The organism is Bradyrhizobium sp. 521_C7_N1_3 (genome assembly GCF_052075975.1).
Classification (GTDB): Bacteria; Pseudomonadota; Alphaproteobacteria; order Rhizobiales; family Xanthobacteraceae; genus Bradyrhizobium; species Bradyrhizobium japonicum.
Genome location: NZ_CP197232.1, coordinates 5,985,422 through 6,003,701 on the forward strand (window position 1 = coordinate 5,985,422; position 18,280 = coordinate 6,003,701).

Here is an 18,280-nt window from a genome sequence, read left to right on the forward strand (position 1 = left end):
TCCGTCGCAAACGCCCCGGCCCGCGCGCCGATTGCGCCGAAAGTCTCATAAGGTGCCCGCCCCTGGCGGGACTACACTACGGTTCCCCGCCTCCCCGGCAAACGGGCAAGGCGGCGGTGGCTCGCGGTTCTAAAGCCGCTGGAGCTCACCTCAGGTGGTCCAAAGCTCCCCTGAGGTCAGGCGTTGCCGACGCAACTCGATAGCAGGCGTATGCAACGCCGCGCATCACGCACTCCGCGAGAAGATCGACCGCTGAAACACGCGAGGAGACATCTTGAAACCATAGGAGTTGCAAATGCCCATGCAAATTCCGAGCGATTTTCGCCGCGTGATTGTTGCTGCATCGGTGGGAAACGTCATCGAATGGTATGATTTCTATATCTTTGGCAGCCTGGCCGCAGTTCTGTCGGTCAAGTTCTTCGAGCAGTCCCACCCGGTTGCAGCCCTCCTCAGCACGATCGCGCTGTTCACTGCAGGCTTCCTGATCCGTCCGCTGGGAGCTTTCCTCTTTGGATGGATGGGCGACCGGGTCGGGCGAAAATATACGTTCCTCATCACGCTGAGCGGAATGGGACTGGGTACGGGGGCAATCGGGTTGATCCCGACCTACCAGTCCATCGGTCTGACGGCGGCATTCCTTCTATTCGGCTTGCGCATGATCCAGGGTCTGTGTCTGGGCGGCGAGTATGGCGGCGCCATCACCTATGTGGCAGAGCATGTTCCGGACGAGAAGCGCGGCTACTACACCGGTTGGCTGCAGACCTCGCCAACTCTCGGCATCGTGGTGTCCCTGGCCGTGATCATCCTGACACGGACCTGGTTCGGCAATCAGGCCTTCGACGAATGGGCGTGGCGCGTTCCGTTCCTGGTGTCCTTCCTGCTGGTGGCCATCGCGATCTATATCCGCCTCCAGCTCCAGGAGACGCCGGTCTTCCAGGAGATCAAGGCCCGCGGACAGATGACGAGGAATCCGTGGAAGGAGGCCTTCCTCAGTTCGAACATCAAATACATCGGAATCGCCGTCGTGGTCCTGATCGGACAGGGCGTGGTCTGGTACAGTGGTCAATTCTGGGCGCTCTACTTTCTGCAGCAGGTCTCCAAGGTGGACCCGCTGACCTCGGCCTACATCGTGGGAGCCGCGCTGCTCATTGCAACGCCGAGCCTGATCTTCTTTGGCTGGCTGTCGGATCAGATCGGCCGCAAGCCGGTGATTCTTGGAGGCATGCTGCTCGCCGCGATCACGTACTATCCGCTGTATCTGTGGCTGGGATCGGTCACGCAGCCCGGAAACATCAACTATCCGACCGCGATCTTCATCATCTTCATCCTCGTCTGCTACGTCGGGATGGTGTACGGGCCGGTCGGCGCGTTCCTGGCGGAGTTCTTTCCCGGCAGGATCAGGTACACGTCGGTCTCCGTGCCGTATCACATCGGCAATGGCTGGGGCGGCGGATTGGTGCCGTTCATCACCTCAGCGGCATTCGCCGCGACCGGCAGCATCGGCTACGCACTGATCTACCCGATCGTGGTTCCCGCGGTGTGCTTCGTGCTTGCCGTCTTCCTGATGCCGGAGACGCGCAAGATCAGCATCTGGCAGCCGATCGAGCCCAGAGCCGCATAGAGGCGACCCTCACGGTGCAGGACCAAAGGCCCTGCACCGTCGTCGATAGTCCGCATCGAAAGCTCGGCTAACCGCTCTCGTCAGCCGGCCCGGTGATGCCAGCGATCGTGCCACCAGGTGGAGAAATCGCGATCGGTTATCAGCTCCCAGCCACCGAACAGGATCACCAGGATGCCTGACAGTACGCTGCTGACCGTGGCTGACGTCGTGTCATAGCCAATGGCCCAGGGCGCCAGCACCAGAGCCAGGCCCAGCAGCATTTCTCCCCACTCCTCCAGATAGGACGGGATGACAAACGCTTCTACGGCAAACAACACGACGCCGAGCCCGAGCGCGATGGTGATCCAGACAGCCGCCCCGGACGAGCCGAGGACGAAGGGCGACAGGACCAGCCACACGCCCACCAACAGGCTGGCAGCGTCTTGCCAATGTTGGATGCGCATGATGCTCACCTCCTCTCTCCCATTCATATGGTGGCGCCACCTGCGAAATGTATCCATCCGGCCTGCGTTGTGTTGCCGCGACTGCCGGTCCACCACCGGCGCCCAATCCTGGCCGCCCATGCCCCAAAAGGGCTCTTGCAAATGCTCTGCGCAAGGATGCAGATTATCCGTTGCTTGACGGTGTCAACGCCTGCAGTCCTCGGCCCCATCCATTCACGGGTGGCGCCCGGAAGAGGAGAAGGGTGGCGCCATGCGAGAAATCGAAATCCACGACTATGCGCGGCAGTTGCTGGAAGCACATGGCCCCAAGGCCATTGCGGAAGCAGCCCAGAATGCCATCGACCTCGAGTCGAAGGGCGAACTCGAGCTGGCCAGAACCTGGCGACATATTGAAGACGCCATGAAGCTCATGCGCGGCCCGCACCAAAGCTGACGCTGCGGGCGCCGCAAACGAGACTCCCTGACTGCGAATGCCGCCATGCCGGACTTGAGGCTGCAGCGGTGGAAAGGCGGATCATTGTCCGTCGCAGGCCGCCTGCGAAGCGAACGGAAGCCAGATGTGCGGGATGCCGATCTCCACCAAGGGAGCGAAGCCATGGTCCGGAACTGCGCGAGCGCCGAAGATCTTGTGAAGGCGATCAAGGACGAGAAGGTCCAGATGATCGATCTGCGATTCACCGATTTGCCGGGGGTATGGCAACATTTTTCCGTCCCGCCGAGCGCAGTGAACGTCGATGCCCTCGAGGAGGGCATTGGATTCGACGGCTCATCGATCCGCGGCTTCCAGGAAATCCACGAGAGCGACATGCTGGTCGTCGCCGATCCGACGACGGCCTTCGTCGATCCCTACAGTCCGGCCAAGACGCTGGTCCTCATCTGCAACATCCGCGATCCCGTGACCGGCCAGTCCTATAGCCGGGATGCCCGCTACATCGCCCAGAAGGCCGAAACCTATCTCAGGGGCACGGGGCGCGCCGATATCAGCTACTTCGGCCCGGAGGCGGAGTTCTTCGTATTCGACGACGTGCGTTATGGTCAGGGCATCAACTACGCCATGCATGAAATCGATTCCTGCGAAGGCAGCTGGAACACGGCCAGCAATGAGGAGCCGAACCTGGCTCACAAGCCGCGACCGAAAGAGGGATACTTTCCCGTTCCCCCGACCGATAGCATGCAGGCGCTACGCACCGAGATGGTGCTGACGATGGAACAGCTGGGGATCCAGATCGAAGCTCATCACCATGAGGTGGCAACCGGCGGCCAGAACGAAATCGACATGCGCTTCACCACCCTCACCCGTATGGCCGACAATTTGATGATCTACAAATACGTGGTGAAGAACACCGCGCACCAGCATGGCAAGACCGCAACCTTCATGCCGAAACCGCTGTTCGAGGACAACGCTTCAGGAATGCACGTTCATCAGTCGCTGTGGAAGGGCGAGACGAATCTGTTCTACGACAAAGGCGACTACGCCGAATTGAGCGAACTCGCCCGCTACTACGTCGGCGGGCTGCTCACCCACGCCTGGGCATTGTGCGGGCTCTGCGCTCCCACCACGAACTCCTACCGGCGCCTGGTGCCGGGCTACGAGGCTCCGATCAACCTCGTCTATTCCCGGCGCAATCGCTCGGCCTGCTGCCGGATTCCGATGTATTCGCCGAACCCGCGGGCAAAGCGCGTCGAGTTTCGCTCACCGGATCCCTCCTGCAATCCCTATCTCGCCTTTGCCGCAATGCTGATGGCCGGCCTCGACGGTATCGACAGGCGGATTGACCCCGGTAGCCCGATCGACAAGAATCTCTACGACCTCCCGCCCGCCGAAGCGAAGGAGGTGAAGTCGACGCCGGGATCGCTGGACCAGGCGCTCGACGCGCTCGAGCGCGATCACGCCTTCCTGCTGCGCGGCGATGTCTTCACCGCCGACGTGGTCGAAACCTGGCTCGACTACAAGCGCAAGAAGGAGGTCGATGCGATCCGGCTGCGACCGCATCCTTACGAGTTCCATCTGTACTACGACATCTGACCGACCGCCGAAGGCGATGGCTCGCGGGCGTGAAGGATTGGCCCCTCACGGTGAGCGGTATGCGACAGGAGCCAGTCAGATCAGCGGAGCTTGCGACGAGGCATGGTGATTGACGATCTTCCAGTCGCCGTCCTCACGCATGACGACCCAGCTCATCTTGACGACGAGATCGTCTCGTTCACCTGCGAGGTCGAACGAGATTGTCGCGGCCATGTTGATCAGGTCAGGACCTGCTTGCGCCGCCCGCACTTCAGAAAAGACCGCGCTCGGAGAACGCCAGCGCGGCAGGCCGTTGAAGTAGTCGGCGACGCCGTTCCTGCCCCGATAGAGTCTTGGATTCGAGCCGAAGAAGAACGCGTTCTTCGCATAGAGCGACGACAGCGTGGCCGCATCGAGCGTCGCGAAACCGGCGCACCATTTCGCGATGATGGCGGAAACGATCGCGTCGGCTTCACTGCTCATAGGCCCAATCCCCTCAGCCCTTGGCGACTTCCTTCGCGAACGTGTCGCGCAGGCCGATGGTGCGCGAAAACACCGGCTTGCCCGGCGTCGAGTCCTTGTCGCGCACGAAATAGCCCTGACGCTCGAACTGCATCGGCTCGGTCGAATTGCTTTCGGCAACCGATGCCTCGATCCGCGCGTCGGAGAGGATCTCCAGCGACTGCGGATTGAGATCGGCCGTGAAGTTCGAGGCGTCCGGGCTCGGATTGGAGAACAGCTGGTTGTAGACGCGGATCTCCGCCGGCACCGACGTTGCCGCCGGCAGCCAGTGCATGGTCGCCTTGACCTTGCGGCCGTCCGGCGCGTTGCCGCCCTTGGTCGTGGGATCGTAGGTGCAGCGCAGCTCCACCACTTCGCCCGCGTCGTTCTTGATCACGCCGGTGCACTTGACGAAATAGGCGTAGCGCAGCCGCACCTCGTTGCCGGGCGACAGGCGGAAGAACTTCTTCGGCGGGTTCTCCATGAAGTCGTCCTGCTCGATATAGAGCTCGCGGCCGAACGTGATCTTGCGCGTGCCGGCCGAGGGATCGTCGGGATGGTTGATCGCCTCGAGCTCTTCGGTCTGCCCTTCCGGATAGTTCTCGATCACCACCTTGAGCGGCCGCAGCACGCCCATGCGCCGCTGCGACGTGCGGTTCAGCTCCTCGCGGATGCAGAACTCCAGCATACCGACGTCGACGACGCTGTTGGCCTTGGCGACGCCGATGCGCTTGACGAATTCGCGCAAGGCTGCCGGCGGCACGCCGCGGCGGCGCATCCCCGCGACAGTCGGCATGCGCGGATCGTCCCAGCCCGCGACATGGCCATCACGGACGAGCTGGGTCAGCACGCGCTTGGACAGCAGCGTGTAGGTCAGGTTGAGCCGCGCCATTTCGTACTGGTGCGGCTTGGACGGCACCGGCAGCTTTTCGATGAACCAGTCGTAGAGCGGCCGATGGTCTTCGAACTCCAGCGTGCAGATCGAGTGCGTGATGCCCTCGATCGCGTCCGACTGGCCGTGCGCATAATCGTAGCTCGGATAAATCGACCATTTGGTGCCGGTGCGCGGATGGTGCGCATGCAGGATGCGGTACAGCACGGGGTCGCGCAGGTTGATGTTGCCCGCGGACATGTCGATCTTGGCCCGCAGCACGCGCGCGCCGTTCGGGAATTCACCGGCCTTCATGCGGCGGAACAGGTCGAGATTCTCGTCCACGCTGCGGTCGCGGAACGGCGAGTTCTTGCCGGGCTCGGTCAGCGTGCCGCGCGCGAGCCGGATCTCCTCCTGGGTCTGGTCGTCGACATAGGCGAGCCCGTCGCGGATCAGGTTCTCCGCCCATTCGTACAGGCGGTCGAAATAGTCCGAGGCGAAGAACAGGTTCTTGCCCCAGTCGAAGCCGAGCCAGTGCACGTCGGCCTGGATGGAATCGATATATTCCTGCTCTTCCTTGACCGGGTTGGTGTCGTCGAAACGCAGGTGGCAGCGGCCCGGAAACTCCTGGGCGATGCCGAAATTGAGCGCGATCGACTTGGCGTGGCCGATATGCAGGTAGCCGTTCGGCTCCGGCGGGAACCGGGTCACGATCTCCCTGTATTTGCCCTGATCGAGGTCGGCCTGGATGATGTCACGAATGAAATCGCGCCCAACCTCAGTCGCCACCGGTTCTGTCATTACGAAAATCCTGTAGGGAAATCAGCGGCCCTTCTGCCAAATTCGCTTGGCTGAGCCAAGAGCTTAGCGGCCCGCTGCCGGGCTTTAGTTATGCTCCGGTCCTGTTATATACCACCGCCTCCAATGCATAGGCCCTGCCAAGAATGACCGATTCCGTCGTCACCCGCTTTGCTCCCTCCCCGACCGGCTTCCTCCATATCGGGGGCGCCCGCACGGCCCTGTTCAACTGGCTCTATGCGAAGAAGCACGGCGGCAAGATGCTGCTCCGGATCGAGGACACCGACCGGGAGCGCTCCACCGAGGCCGCGATCGGCGCCATCCTCGACGGCCTCAAATGGCTGGAGCTCGGCTGGGATGGCGACGTCATCTACCAGTTCAGCCGCGCCGCCCGTCACCGCGAGGTCGCCGAGCAGCTGCTCGCCGACGGCAAGGCCTATCGCTGCTACGCGACCGCAGAGGAGCTCACCGCCATGCGCGAGAAGGCGCGCAGCGAGGGCCGCACCCGCCTCTATGATGGCATGTGGCGCGACCGTGATCCGGCGACCGCACCGTCCGACGTCAAGCCCACCATCCGCCTTCGCGCGCCGCAGACCGGCGAGACCGTGATCGAGGACCAGGTCCAGGGCCGTGTGGTCTGGCAGAACGAGAACCTCGACGACCTCGTCCTGCTGCGCGGCGATGGCAATCCGACCTACATGCTCGCGGTGGTGGTCGACGACCACGACATGGGCGTCACCCATGTCATCCGCGGCGACGACCATCTGATCAACGCCGCCCGCCAGAAGCAGATCTACGACGCCATGGGCTGGGCGCTGCCGAGCATGTCCCACATCCCCCTGATCCACGGTCCGGACGGCTCAAAGCTGTCCAAGCGGCACGGCGCGCTCGGCGTCGATGCCTACCGTGCCATGGGATACCTCCCGGCGGCGCTCCGCAACTACCTCGTCCGGCTCGGGTGGAGCCACGGCGACCAGGAGATCTTCTCGACCGAGGAGATGATCGCCGCGTTCGACCTCGCCAGCGTCGGCCGCGCCGCCGCCCGCTTCGATTTCGCCAAGCTCGAAAACCTCAACGGCCACTACATCCGCCACGCCGACGATCAATCACTCGTGAAGATGTTCGAGGACGTGCTCGACCACGTCGTGCCCAGCCGCAACGAGCTTAAGGCCAAGTTAAACGACACCACGCGCGCGCAGCTTCTCAAGGCCATGCCGGCCCTGAAGGAGCGCGCCAAGACGCTGATCGAGCTGATCGACAGCGCCTATTTCATCTTCGCCGACCGCCCGCTGGAGCTCGATCCCAAGGCCGCAGCGCTGCTGACGCCCGAGAACCGCAAGCTGATCGGCCAGCTTCATTCCGCGCTGGAGAAAGTCGAGACATGGAGTGCGGCGAATGCAGAGGCCGCGCTACGTGCTTTTGCCGAGGAAAATAGTCTCAAGCTCGGCGCCGTCGCCCAGCCGCTGCGGGCGGCGCTGACGGGACGGTCGACATCGCCTGGTATTTTTGAGGTTTTGGACGTGCTGGGACGCCAGGAAAGCCTGGGCCGGCTTAAGGACCAGGCCAAGGACTAGGCTACGACGTAAGTCGACCATGCGTGCGGCGATCTTGCAGCGCACACAGCAATAATATACCCATCTCACCCGTACCTTCTGGAATATCCGGCCTGCCCCACCATGTCATTGGGGTCTTCCGGGTCCGGCCCGTTTCACCACACATCGGGGACCTCTGATGGACGCAAAAGCAAGCAATAAGACCGCCACGCTGACGGTCGGAAACAAGAACTACGATCTCCCGATCCACAGCGGCAGCGTCGGGCCTGATGTCATCGATATCGGTAAGCTCTACGGCCAGTCCGGGCTGTTCACCTACGATCCCGGCTTCACCTCGACCGCAAGCTGCCAGTCCAAGATCACCTATATCGACGGTGATGCGGGCGTGCTGGAATACCGCGGCTATCCGATCGAGCAGCTCGCCGAGAACGGTGACTTCCTCGAGACCTGCTATCTGCTGCTCTACGGGAACCTGCCGACCGCCGCGCAGAAAAAGGATTTCGACGACCGCGTGATCCATCACACGATGGTGCACGAGCAGATGGCCCGCTTCTTCCAGGGCTTCCGCCGCGACGCCCATCCGATGGCGGTGATGGTGGCTTCCGTCGGCGCGCTCGCCGCGTTCTACCACGACTCCACCGACATCAACGATCCGAAGCAGCGCATGATCGCTTCGATGCGGATGATCGCAAAGATCCCGACGCTGGCGGCGATGGCCTACAAATACACGATCGGCCAGCCCTTCGTGTATCCGAAGAACTCGCTGAAGTTCGCCGAGAACTTCCTGCACATGTGCTTCGCCGTGCCCTGTGAGGAGTACAAGATCAACCCGGTGCTGGCTGACGCGCTGGACAAGATCTTCATCCTGCACGCCGATCACGAGCAGAACGCCTCCACGTCGACGGTGCGCATCGCCGGCTCCTCCGGCGCCAACCCGTTCGCCTGCATCGCCGCCGGCATCGCCTGCCTCTGGGGCCCGGCGCATGGCGGCGCCAACGAAGCCGCGCTCGCGATGCTCGCCGAGATTGGCTCGGTCGACAAGATTCCGGAATTCATCGCCAAGGTGAAGGACAAGAACAGCGAAGTCCGCCTGATGGGCTTCGGCCACCGCGTCTACAAGAACTACGATCCGCGCGCCAAGATCATGCAGAAGATGTGTCATGCCGTTCTCAAGGAGACCGGCCATGGCGACGATCCGATGCTGAAGGTGGCGCTCGAGCTCGAGAAGATCGCGCTCAGCGACCAGTACTTCATCGACCGCAAGCTCTACCCGAACGTCGACTTCTATTCGGGCATCACGCTGAAGGCGATGGGCTTCCCGGTCTCGATGTTCACCGTGCTGTTCGCGGTCGCCCGCACCGTCGGCTGGATCAGCCAGTGGAGCGAGATGATCGAGGATCCGCAGCAGAAGATCGGCCGCCCGCGCCAGCTCTACACCGGCGTCACCCGCCGCGACTACGTCGCGATCAAGGATCGGAAATAAGATCGGCCATTACGGCTTTCGAAACGGCGCCATCCTGCGATGGCGCCGTTTTTGTTTGCGGGCGACATTTGTAGGGTGGGCAAAGCGCAGCGTGCCCACCACCTCTCCGAGACCGAGCCAGAAATAGTGGGCACGCTGCGCTTTGCCCACCCTACGATACGGAGAATCCGATGCTGACCGGAAGCTGCCTCTGCGGAGGCGTTGCCTACGAGGTCGATGCGACCCCGGGCACCATCATGCACTGCCATTGCCAGACCTGCCGCAAGACGCACGGATCGGCCTTCTCCACCGTCACCAACGTGCCGCGCGATCGCTTCCGCTGGACCAAGGGCGAGGACCTGCTGCGCGGCTTCGAATCTTCGCCCGGCAAAACCCGCTATTTCTGCTCGCAATGCGGATCGCACATCGTCGCCTCGCGCAAGGGCAAGAACACGGTCTTGCTGCGGATGGGCTGCCTCGATACACCGATCGCAGAACGGCCCGAGATGCACATCTGGCGATCGGATTCCGCCAACTGGTACGACCCGAAGGCCGAATTACCGGAGTGGGCCGAAGGCACCGCACCAAAAGCCTGATCGGTTCTTCGCCTCATCTTGCTGCCACGCACAACAACAAGTCGACTCATCGCGTCCGCAATCGCTTGACAGTTGAAACGCTCCGCGCGCAAATTCTTACACTAAGTAAGAATGACGACAGGGATGGAAATGCCGGAGCAGCCGAGAAGTCGGCGGCAGACGCGCGCTGCCATTTTGACTCACTTGCTCCAGTCCGGCGGCTCGTTCCGGCCGCCGCTGGCCAAGGCCGTGCGCCTGTCGGAAGCAAGCCTGTCGCGCATCCTGTTTGACCTGAAAGCCGAAGGCCTGATCGAGGAAGTGCGGCGCCCTGCCCCTTATGTCGGCGGTCCGACAGGGCTCGTGTCGCTCGATGGCTCCGTGGCGCTCGCGGCCCTCGAGCTGACCGGCCAGTGGCTCAGCGTGGGCGTTGGCGGCATGTCGGGCGAAATGCACTACACCGAGCGTGTTCCGTTGCTGAAGAAGCCGACCGTCGAGACCGTCGGCCGAGTGTTCCGCGAAGCCCTCACCTTGCTGCGCGACTGGACGCGCCGCCGCCGCATCAGTCTCGCGCAGATCGGCATCACCATTCCCGGCCTCGGCCGCCTGAGCGCCGCGGGCAATCCGATTATTCCGTGCGACGTCGAACGCATCAGCGACATGCTCGGCGGGATGTTCGCCGGCGTGCCGGTCGAGTTCACCAACTCGGTGGTCGCACACGCCACGTTTCACCGCTGCCGCACGCAGGACTATCCCTTCAGCGGCGCACATCTCTTCGTCTTCGTCGGCCAGGGCGTTGCCGGCGCCTGGATGGACGATCCGCTTGAGGCCGATGCGCTGCAGCCGGTCGAGCTCGGCCATATGGTATTCAACGCCGACGGGCCGCGCTGCCGCTGCGGTCACTATGGCTGCGTCGAGGCCTATACGTCGCTTCCGGCCCTCGCCGAGCTCCTCGGCGTCACCGAGGCCGAATTGCTCCAGCTCGGCAGCGAGTGGGTGAGCACGATCCCGCGCTCGTCGCGCATGCGCCAGGAGTTGCGCCAGCGCTTGTTCCGGCTGGGCCTTTCGATCGGCAACACGCTGAACGTGAAACCGTGCAACGGCGTCGCGATCAGCGGCTGGCCGTCGCTGCTCTCCGAAGAGGATCGGAAAGCGGTGGTCGATGGGATCGACGCCTGCCTTCTCGGCGGGCGGAAACTGGCGCAGGTGTCGCTCGCCTTCGTGCCGCCCTCGAACGGCAACGATCCGCAAGCAGCTCTCGCCTTCGCCGCCTTTCGTCTCGCCAGCCGCGGCGGGATGCCCTCGGCTTCGACGGAGGCCGCCTGACATGCCCTAAGCCGCGTGGCTCAACACGCCAAGAAAGTTTCACACCGGGAGGAACTGCCATGCCGATCACGACAACAAGGCGCCGTCTGCTCGCTGGGTCTGCGGCCGCACTCGCATTACCGGCATTCGCCCGCGCGCAAGGCGCGGCCAAGCCGCGCCTGACCGCGATCTCGCAATGGTCCGCAGGCAGCGATGGGGCGGCGATCACCGCACTCGGCAAGAAATTCGAGGAGAAAGGCGGCGTCTGGCAGCATTCGCCCGTCCCCGGCTTCACCACCGAGATGATGAACAAGCTGCGCGCTCAGATCATCGCCGGCGATCCACCGGCCTGTTCGCAGTTGAAGGGCCCCGAGATTGCGGCCTGGTCCAAGATTGCCCCGACCGTCGATCTCGACGCCCTCGTCGCGGCCGCCGGCTACGAAAAGGTCGTCGCTCCGGACCTCGCAAAATTGCACAAGCCGGGTGGCAAGTGGATTGCGCTGCCGTTGCAGATCTACAGCACCAACATGCTGTTTCTCTCCAAGCGCGCGATGGACAAGGCCAAGGCCGACAAGGTCCCGGTCACCTGGGCCGACTTCAACGATCTCGCCGACAAGATGAAGGCGGGCGGCATCACCTACCCCATCGCCAACGGCGGCACCCGCCCCGATGACGGGCAGAAATTCGAGGCCTCCTTGGCCGGCATCAGTCCCACGGCATACCGTGCGGCCATCATGAATCTCGACAAGAAGGCCCTGGAGGGCCCCGAGATCAAGGCTGCCTTCGTCCAGGTCCGCAAGATCGCCAACTGGATGGACCCCAACGTCGGCGCGCAACCCTACGCCACCAATTTGAAGCGCTTCGTCGACGGCGACATGGGCATGATGATCATGGGCGGCTGGGCGCAGGGCGTGTTGCGCAACGCCGGTTTCAAGTTCGACGACTTCATGATCACGCCGGGCCCGAGCGACAATGGCAAGCCGGTCTTCCTGTTGAATGCCGACGCCTTCATCTTCTGGCAGCGCAAGGAGCCGGACCTCCAGGCCGGTCAGACGTTGATGGCCCAGCTCGTCATGGATCCGGCGATCCAGACCATGTACTCACAGATCACGGGATCGATCCCGGTGCGCACCGATGTCGACCTCTCCGGTGAGGGCTGGTCGGATGGTCAACGGCGAACCGCGGCCGCGCTCAAGGACGCTGTCGCCAACAATCAGGCCGTCCTGAGTCTTGCGCACAACATGGCGCAGGAAAACGGCCTCACCGCCGCGATGATCGACGTGCTCACGGAGTATGTGAAGAACAAGACGATCACGCCGGAGCAGGCGGTCACCCGCCTCGCCGAGGCCGTCGAGGGTTCGCGTTGACCGACACCGTCTCCACAGCAACGCGGCCGGCGACGTCTGATCTCGTGCGCCGGCTGCCCGAATATCTGATGATCTGGGTGCCACTGCTGTTGTCGGCTGCGCATCTCATTTCGTTTTCGCTGTGGACGATCTGGATTTCGTTCACGCCTTCCACGCTTGTTCCTGTTACGGGCTGGGTGGGTTTGCGCAACTACAACGCGGTCCTGGCATCGCGGAACTGGCAGATTGCCTTCGACAATCTGCTGCTGTTTGGCAGTGCTTTCGTGCTGCTGAGTTTGATCACCGGCCTTATGCTTGCGATCCTGCTCGATCAGCGCATTCGCGGCGAGAATGTGCTGCGATCCATCTTCCTGTATCCGCTTGCGGTCTCGTTCGTCGTCACCGGCACGGTCTGGAGCTGGCTACTCAATCCCGGCATCGGGATCCAGAAGCTCGTCCATGACCTCGGCTGGACCTCCTTCCGGTTCGACTGGCTGATCGACCGCGACATGGCGATCTGGACGATCGTGATTGCCGCGATCTGGCAATCCTCCGGCTTCGCCATGGCGCTCTTCCTCGCCGGCCTTCGCTCCGTCGATTCCGACATCATCAAGGCCGCCCAGATCGACGGCGCCGGACCGGTCCGAACCTATTGGCGGGTCATTCTGCCGACGCTCTGGCCGATCACCATCACCGTCGTCGTCGTCCAGTTGCAGTTCGCGATCTCGGCCTTCGACCTCGTCCGTGCGCTCACCAATGGCGGGCCGGGAATCGCGACCCAGCTGCCGGCCCTTGTCGTCTACGACCTCATGTTCCAGCGCAGCCAGCTCGGCCGGGGCGCCGCGGCGGCGGTGCTCATGCTGCTCATTCTGCTCGCGGTGCTGCTACCTTATGCGGCGTGGCGTTATGTCCAGCGCAGGCAGGCCACCCATGCGTGACCGCAGCTTCGCACCGAGCCGAATTCTGATCTATCTCGTCGTGACATTGTTCGCTGCGGCCTATCTCGCGCCACTGGTTGTTGTCGTCCTGAACTCTCTCCGCACCAACGAGGAGATCGCGCAGGGTTCGATGATCGGCTGGCCGCAACATTTGGCCTGGAGCAACTACGCCAAGGCCTGGAGCGGTTTCTGCGTCGCCGAGACATGCGCCGGCATCCGGCCGTACATGCTGAACTCCGCGCTCGTCACCATCCCGGCGACGATTTTCTCGACCCTGCTCGGCGCTGTCGCCGGTTACGCCGTGTCGCTCTGGCGCTTTCGCGGCGATGGCTGGATCTACGGCATCGTGACCCTCGGCCTCTTCCTTCCCCAGCAGATGCGCCTGCTTCCCTGGACCATCGTGCTGCGGGACACCGGTCTCATCAACACGCTGACGGGACTCGTGCTGATTCACACGATCCAGGGGCTCTCCTTCACCACGCTGTTCTGCCGAAACTACTATGTCGCCATTCCACACGAGTTGATCAGGGCCGCACGCATCGATGGCGCCGGCTTCTTTCGCATTTTCTGGCGCATCATCCTGCCGCTCTCGGCTCCTATCCTGATCGTCACCGTGATCTGGCAGTTCACGCATATCTGGAACGAGTTCCTCTATGGCGTGACATTCACCACCGGCCAGCAGCAGCCCGTCACGGCCGCGCTCATCGCGCTCTCTGCCGCAATTGCGGACATTCCGCAGCATGGCGTGCAGAGCGCCGCGGTGATCATCGCAGCGCTGCCTACTTTGCTGATCTATCTCCTCGGCGGACGGTACTTCGTGCGCGGCCTGACCGCCGGCGCAGTGAAATGATGGGGTCGTCATGGCAGCACTGAGCATTCGCACCCTGTCCAAGCGCTACGCCAATCTGGAGGTGCTGAAGGGCATCAACCTCGAGATCGAGAGCGGCGAGTTCACCGTGCTGGTCGGGCCATCCGGCTGTGGCAAGTCCACCCTGCTCAACATCGTCGCCGGGCTCGATCGTCCGAGTGACGGAACGATCGAGATCGGCGGACGCGTCGTCAACGACGTCCCGCCCAAGGATCGCGACATCGCCATGGTGTTCCAATCCTACGCGCTCTATCCGTCGATGACGGTGCGCCAGAACATCACCTTCGGCATGGAATGCCGTCACGTTCCGAAGGCGGAGCAGGAGAAGGCGCTGGCGAATGTGGCTCGCCTCCTCCAGATCGAGCCCTTGCTCGGCCGCAAGCCGTCGCAATTGTCCGGCGGGCAGCGCCAGCGCGTGGCGATGGGCCGGGCGCTGGTGCGCGATCCCCTGCTCTTCCTGTTCGACGAGCCGCTCTCCAATCTCGATGCGAAGCTGCGCGTCGAGATGCGGATGGAGATCAAGCGGCTGCACCAACGCATCGGCGCCACCATCATCTATGTCACCCACGACCAGATCGAGGCGATGACGATGGCAACGCGCATCGCCGTGATGCATCGGGGCGTGGTGCAGCAGTTCGCCGATCCGGACACCGTCTACCGTTATCCGGCCAATCTGTTCGTCGCCCGCTTCATGGGTTCGCCGCCGATGAACACCATGCCGGGGCGGCTCGAGGCCGGTAGCGGCGGACCTGTGGCCGTGATCGGCGCGGGGCGACCGGACGAGGTTCGTCTGCGCCTGCATGGACACGACGCGGCGGCTTCTTATGTCGGCCGCGACGTGGTCGTCGGCATCAGGCCGGAATGCATCGCTGAGGCCAGCCGCGTCTTTTCCAGCGAGGTGCCCGTCCTCGTCGACGCGCCGGTCGAGATGATCGAGCCGACCGGCGCCGAGACAATCGTGCTGCTGCGTCTCGGCGGCGAGACCGCGCTGGCGCGCATCACCCCGGATATCCGACCCGCGCCCGGCGCGACCGCCACCTTCGCGCTCGACACGCGGCGCATTTGCCTGTTCGACCCCGAGACGGAGCGGCTGATCGCATGACCCGGACCATCTATCCCAGCCTTGCCGGCCGCGTTGTGTTGATCACCGGTGGCGCCAGCGGCATCGGTGCCGCCCTCGTACGCGCCTTCGCGACCCAGGGCGCCCGCGTCGCCTTCCTCGACATCGATGCGAGCGCCGGCGAAGCGCTGGTACGGGACATCGCGGCCACATCCGGCGCCGCGCCCCTGTTTGTGCCCTGCGACCTCCTCGACATCGACGCCTTGCGCGCTGCGATGGCGCGGGTGCACGGATCGCTCGGCGATGCCGCAGTCCTCGTCAACAATGCCGCCAACGACCAGCGTCAGGTGCTGGCCGAGGTGACCCCGACCGAATTCGACTGGACGATCGGCGTCAATCTCAAGCACGTCTTCTTTGCGGCCCAGGCGGTGGTGCCGCAGATGCAGGCGCGCGGCGGCGGCTCGATCATCAACATGTCGTCGGTGGCCTGGATCCGCGGTGCGCCGGCGCTGCCGGTCTATGCCGCGGCGAAGGCGGCGATCGTCGGCTTCACCAACTCGCTGGCCAGGTCGGTCGGCCCCGACCGCATTCGCGTCAACGCGATCGCGCCCGGCATGGTGATCACCGAGCGCCAGCGCCGGCTCTGGTTTCCGGACGAGCAGAAGATCTCCGAGCTGCGCACCCGCCAGGCGGTTCCCGATGCGGTGACGCCGGAGGACATCGCCAGCATGGCGCTGTTTCTCGCATCCGACGAGAGCCAGCGTATCACCAGCCAGTGTTTTCGGGTCGACGGCGGCCTCGCCTAGGACTGTAGGGTGGGCAAAGCGAAAGCGCGCCCATCATCTTTCCGCAACCGAGAAGGAAATCGTGGGCACGCTTTCGCTTTGCCCTACGAAGCCGTCTGTTGCCGCCGCCCCTTGCGCATCGTCGCGAGCACGATGTCGGCGGCGAGCACGCTCGGCGACGTGTTGCCGGTGGACATGATGGTGTCGAGCCGGGCGAAGGCTTCGACCTGTCGTTTGCGCAGCGGCGTGTCCGTGAGCAGCTCCGACAGTGCCGGCGCCAGCTTCTCCGGGACGCAGTCCTCCTGCAAGAACTCCGGAATGACATCCTCGCCGATCACGAGATTGGCGAGGATTACCGAGGAGACGCGGATCGCGCGGCGCAGGATGAAGGCTTCGATCGCGCCGACGCGATAGGCGGTGACCATCGGAATGCCTGATAGCGCGAGCTCCAGCGTCACGGTGCCGGATTTGGCCAGCGCCGCGCGCGCGGTTCGGAACGCGGCGCGCCTCTCGGTCTCGCCGACCACGATTTGCGGCTTGACCGGCCAGCCCGCGATGCCTTCGCGGATGGTGGCTTCGAGGTGCGGCATGGTCGGCAGCTTCAGTTCGAAGGCGCGGCCTTCGGCCTGGAGCCGTCCGAGTGTCGCGCCAAACACGTCGAGATGGTGCCTGATCTCGCTGCGGCGGCTGCCGGGCAGCACCAGCAGAACCGGCGGCTCGCCGTCGCGGCGCCGCTGCTCCTCCTCGTTTGGCCGCAGCGACGGCAATTGCTCGATCAGGGGATGGCCGACATAGCTGCATGGCGGCCCGCCGAGCTTGCGGTATTCCTCCGGCTCGAACGGCAACAGGCCAAGCACATGATCGACATAGCCGAGCATGGTCCGCGCCCGCCCGGGCCGCCAGGCCCAGAGCTGCGGCGAGACATAGTCGACGACCGGGATCGCGGGATTCTTCGCGCGCACGCGGCGGGCAACGCGATGGGTGAAATCGGGGCTGTCGATGATGACGAGCGCGTCGGGCGCAGCCTCCAGCACGGCGTCCACGGTCTGGCGGATCAGCCGCAATATCTTCGGCAATTGCTGCGCCACGGCGGCGAAGCCGACGATCGACAGCTCCTCGATCGGAAACAGCGTCTCGAGCCCCTCGCGCGCCATTGTCCGGCCGCCGACGCCCACGAACTGCACGCCGTCGCCGAGCCGCTGGCGCAACACCTTCATCAGGGCACTGCCGAGCCGGTCGCCGGATTCCTCCGTCGCGATCAGGAAGATCTTTCGCTTGGGATCGCGGCTCTGCATCACGCCGTCAGGCCGATGACGAAGAGATATTTGGCGTCGGCGAGTGAGATCATCGCCTGCGGCTCGGCGGCGATGGTGTTGCCGGCGACGACGGCGATGCCGGCCAGTCCGGCGCGAGCGACGCCCTCCAGGGTACGCGGGCCGATCGTCGGCAGGTCGAAGCGCAAATCCTGCCCGCTCTTCGGTACCTTCACCAGCACCCCGCGTCCTGTCGCAGCGCGGATGCGACCTTCCTCGCGCAGGCGGGCCACGCGCGCGAGCAGCGCGTCGGTGCCCTCGATATCCTCGATCGCCACCACATGGCCGTCGATCACGACCGCAGCCTGGCCGATGTCGAACGGGCCGAGCGCGGTCAGCACCGCGCGGCCGCGCTCGATATCGGCGTTGCTGTTGTCGTTCGGCCAGGCGCGGCTGATGCAGCCCTCGGGCATCAGCAGATCCGGCGCGACATCCTTGATGCCGACCATACGAAAGCCGCCTTGCTCGAGAATGCGCCCTACGCCGGACAACAGATGATCGTCGCCGCCGCGGAAGGCGCGGATGACGTTGCCGAGCAGGCGCAGTGTCGTGACGTCGAACCTTATTTCGGACAGCGCGGGCCGCACCAAAGTGCCGATGAAGATCAGATCGCGGCAGCCCTCCTCGCGGAACAGCCGCATGGCGCGGCCGAGCTGGCCGACCGAGATCCAGCGATGGCGGAATTGCTCCACCCGCGTCGGATCGCAGGCGCCACGCAGCGGGAACAGCACCGGGGTGATGCCGCGCGCGGCAAGCGAGTCGGCGACCGCGAACGGCATGGCCCCGCCGCCGGCGACCACGCCGACCGGCGATGAAATCCCCGAAGCCGCCGATGTCAT

Annotated in this window: 17 protein-coding genes; 12 read left to right on the forward strand and 5 right to left on the reverse strand. The window is 64.0% G+C overall.

Going from position 1 to position 18,280, the window contains the following annotated elements:
* Nucleotides 1-295: 295 nt before the first annotated feature.
* A complete protein-coding gene (locus AB7008_RS27870; RefSeq protein WP_028156020.1) occupies nt 296-1,621 on the forward strand; it encodes an MFS transporter in 1,326 nt (441 codons plus the stop codon).
* Nucleotides 1,622-1,701: 80 nt separating this feature from the next.
* On the opposite strand, the gene AB7008_RS27875 is transcribed toward AB7008_RS27870, so the two are convergent.
* On the reverse strand, nt 1,702-2,064 hold the full coding sequence (locus AB7008_RS27875; RefSeq protein WP_028156019.1) for an SPW repeat protein: 363 nt from the start codon (nt 2,062-2,064) through the stop codon (nt 1,702-1,704).
* Between the two features lie 250 nt (nt 2,065-2,314).
* On the opposite strand from AB7008_RS27875, the gene AB7008_RS27880 reads away from it, so the two are divergent.
* Both AB7008_RS27880 and glnA read left to right on the forward strand, forming a co-directional pair.
* Nucleotides 2,315-2,497 carry a hypothetical protein gene (locus AB7008_RS27880; RefSeq protein ID WP_028156018.1) on the forward strand — a complete coding sequence of 61 codons (183 nt, stop codon included), beginning with the start codon at nt 2,315-2,317 and terminating at the stop codon, nt 2,495-2,497.
* Between the two features lie 162 nt (nt 2,498-2,659).
* The gene (gene glnA, locus AB7008_RS27885) at nt 2,660-4,090 is read left to right on the forward strand and encodes a type I glutamate--ammonia ligase (protein ID WP_304489979.1); all 1,431 of its coding nucleotides are present in this window, start codon (nt 2,660-2,662) and stop codon (nt 4,088-4,090) included.
* A 75-nt stretch (nt 4,091-4,165) separates the two neighbouring features.
* Here glnA and AB7008_RS27890 read toward each other — a convergent pair whose 3' ends face one another.
* On the reverse strand, nt 4,166-4,552 hold the full coding sequence (locus AB7008_RS27890; protein ID WP_304489980.1) for a nuclear transport factor 2 family protein: 387 nt from the start codon (nt 4,550-4,552) through the stop codon (nt 4,166-4,168).
* Nucleotides 4,553-4,565: 13 nt separating this feature from the next.
* Nucleotides 4,566-6,242, reverse strand: coding sequence for a glutamine--tRNA ligase/YqeY domain fusion protein (locus tag AB7008_RS27895; protein ID WP_441259848.1), 1,677 nt, complete (start codon nt 6,240-6,242; stop codon nt 4,566-4,568).
* A gap of 143 nt (nt 6,243-6,385) precedes the next feature.
* Here AB7008_RS27895 and gltX point away from each other — a divergent pair, with 143 nt between their 5' ends.
* The 9 genes from gltX (at nt 6,386) to AB7008_RS27940 (ending at nt 16,149) form a co-directional block, all read left to right on the forward strand.
* Entirely contained in the window at nt 6,386-7,813 is a 1,428-nt protein-coding gene (gltX, locus tag AB7008_RS27900) for a glutamate--tRNA ligase (RefSeq protein ID WP_212451093.1), read from the forward strand.
* A 157-nt stretch (nt 7,814-7,970) separates the two neighbouring features.
* On the forward strand, nt 7,971-9,275 hold the full coding sequence (gene gltA / locus AB7008_RS27905) for a citrate synthase (RefSeq protein WP_028156013.1): 1,305 nt from the start codon (nt 7,971-7,973) through the stop codon (nt 9,273-9,275).
* 170 nt (nt 9,276-9,445) lie between these two features.
* Entirely contained in the window at nt 9,446-9,850 is a 405-nt protein-coding gene (locus AB7008_RS27910) for a GFA family protein (protein WP_304489982.1), read from the forward strand.
* 123 nt (nt 9,851-9,973) lie between these two features.
* The gene (locus AB7008_RS27915) at nt 9,974-11,152 is read left to right on the forward strand and encodes an ROK family transcriptional regulator (protein WP_304489983.1); all 1,179 of its coding nucleotides are present in this window, start codon (nt 9,974-9,976) and stop codon (nt 11,150-11,152) included.
* 59 nt (nt 11,153-11,211) lie between these two features.
* Nucleotides 11,212-12,498, forward strand: a complete 1,287-nt coding sequence (locus AB7008_RS27920; protein ID WP_014494953.1) for an ABC transporter substrate-binding protein — start codon at nt 11,212-11,214, stop codon at nt 12,496-12,498.
* On the forward strand, nt 12,495-13,415 hold the full coding sequence (locus tag AB7008_RS27925; RefSeq protein WP_028153748.1) for a carbohydrate ABC transporter permease: 921 nt from the start codon (nt 12,495-12,497) through the stop codon (nt 13,413-13,415). The genes AB7008_RS27920 and AB7008_RS27925 overlap by 4 nt, the downstream gene beginning before the upstream one ends.
* Nucleotides 13,408-14,265, forward strand: coding sequence for a carbohydrate ABC transporter permease (locus AB7008_RS27930; RefSeq protein WP_304489984.1), 858 nt, complete (start codon nt 13,408-13,410; stop codon nt 14,263-14,265). Before AB7008_RS27925 ends, AB7008_RS27930 begins: the two co-directional genes overlap by 8 nt.
* A gap of 10 nt (nt 14,266-14,275) precedes the next feature.
* Nucleotides 14,276-15,385, forward strand: coding sequence for an ABC transporter ATP-binding protein (locus tag AB7008_RS27935; protein ID WP_304489985.1), 1,110 nt, complete (start codon nt 14,276-14,278; stop codon nt 15,383-15,385).
* Nucleotides 15,382-16,149, forward strand: coding sequence for an SDR family NAD(P)-dependent oxidoreductase (locus tag AB7008_RS27940; RefSeq protein ID WP_304489986.1), 768 nt, complete (start codon nt 15,382-15,384; stop codon nt 16,147-16,149). The genes AB7008_RS27935 and AB7008_RS27940 overlap by 4 nt, the downstream gene beginning before the upstream one ends.
* Before the next feature lie 83 nt (nt 16,150-16,232).
* On the opposite strand, the gene lpxB is transcribed toward AB7008_RS27940, so the two are convergent.
* A complete protein-coding gene (gene lpxB, locus AB7008_RS27945; RefSeq protein ID WP_304489987.1) occupies nt 16,233-17,426 on the reverse strand; it encodes a lipid-A-disaccharide synthase in 1,194 nt (397 codons plus the stop codon).
* On the reverse strand, nt 17,423-18,280 hold the full coding sequence (locus AB7008_RS27950; protein ID WP_304489988.1) for an LpxI family protein: 858 nt from the start codon (nt 18,278-18,280) through the stop codon (nt 17,423-17,425). Before AB7008_RS27950 ends, lpxB begins: the two co-directional genes overlap by 4 nt.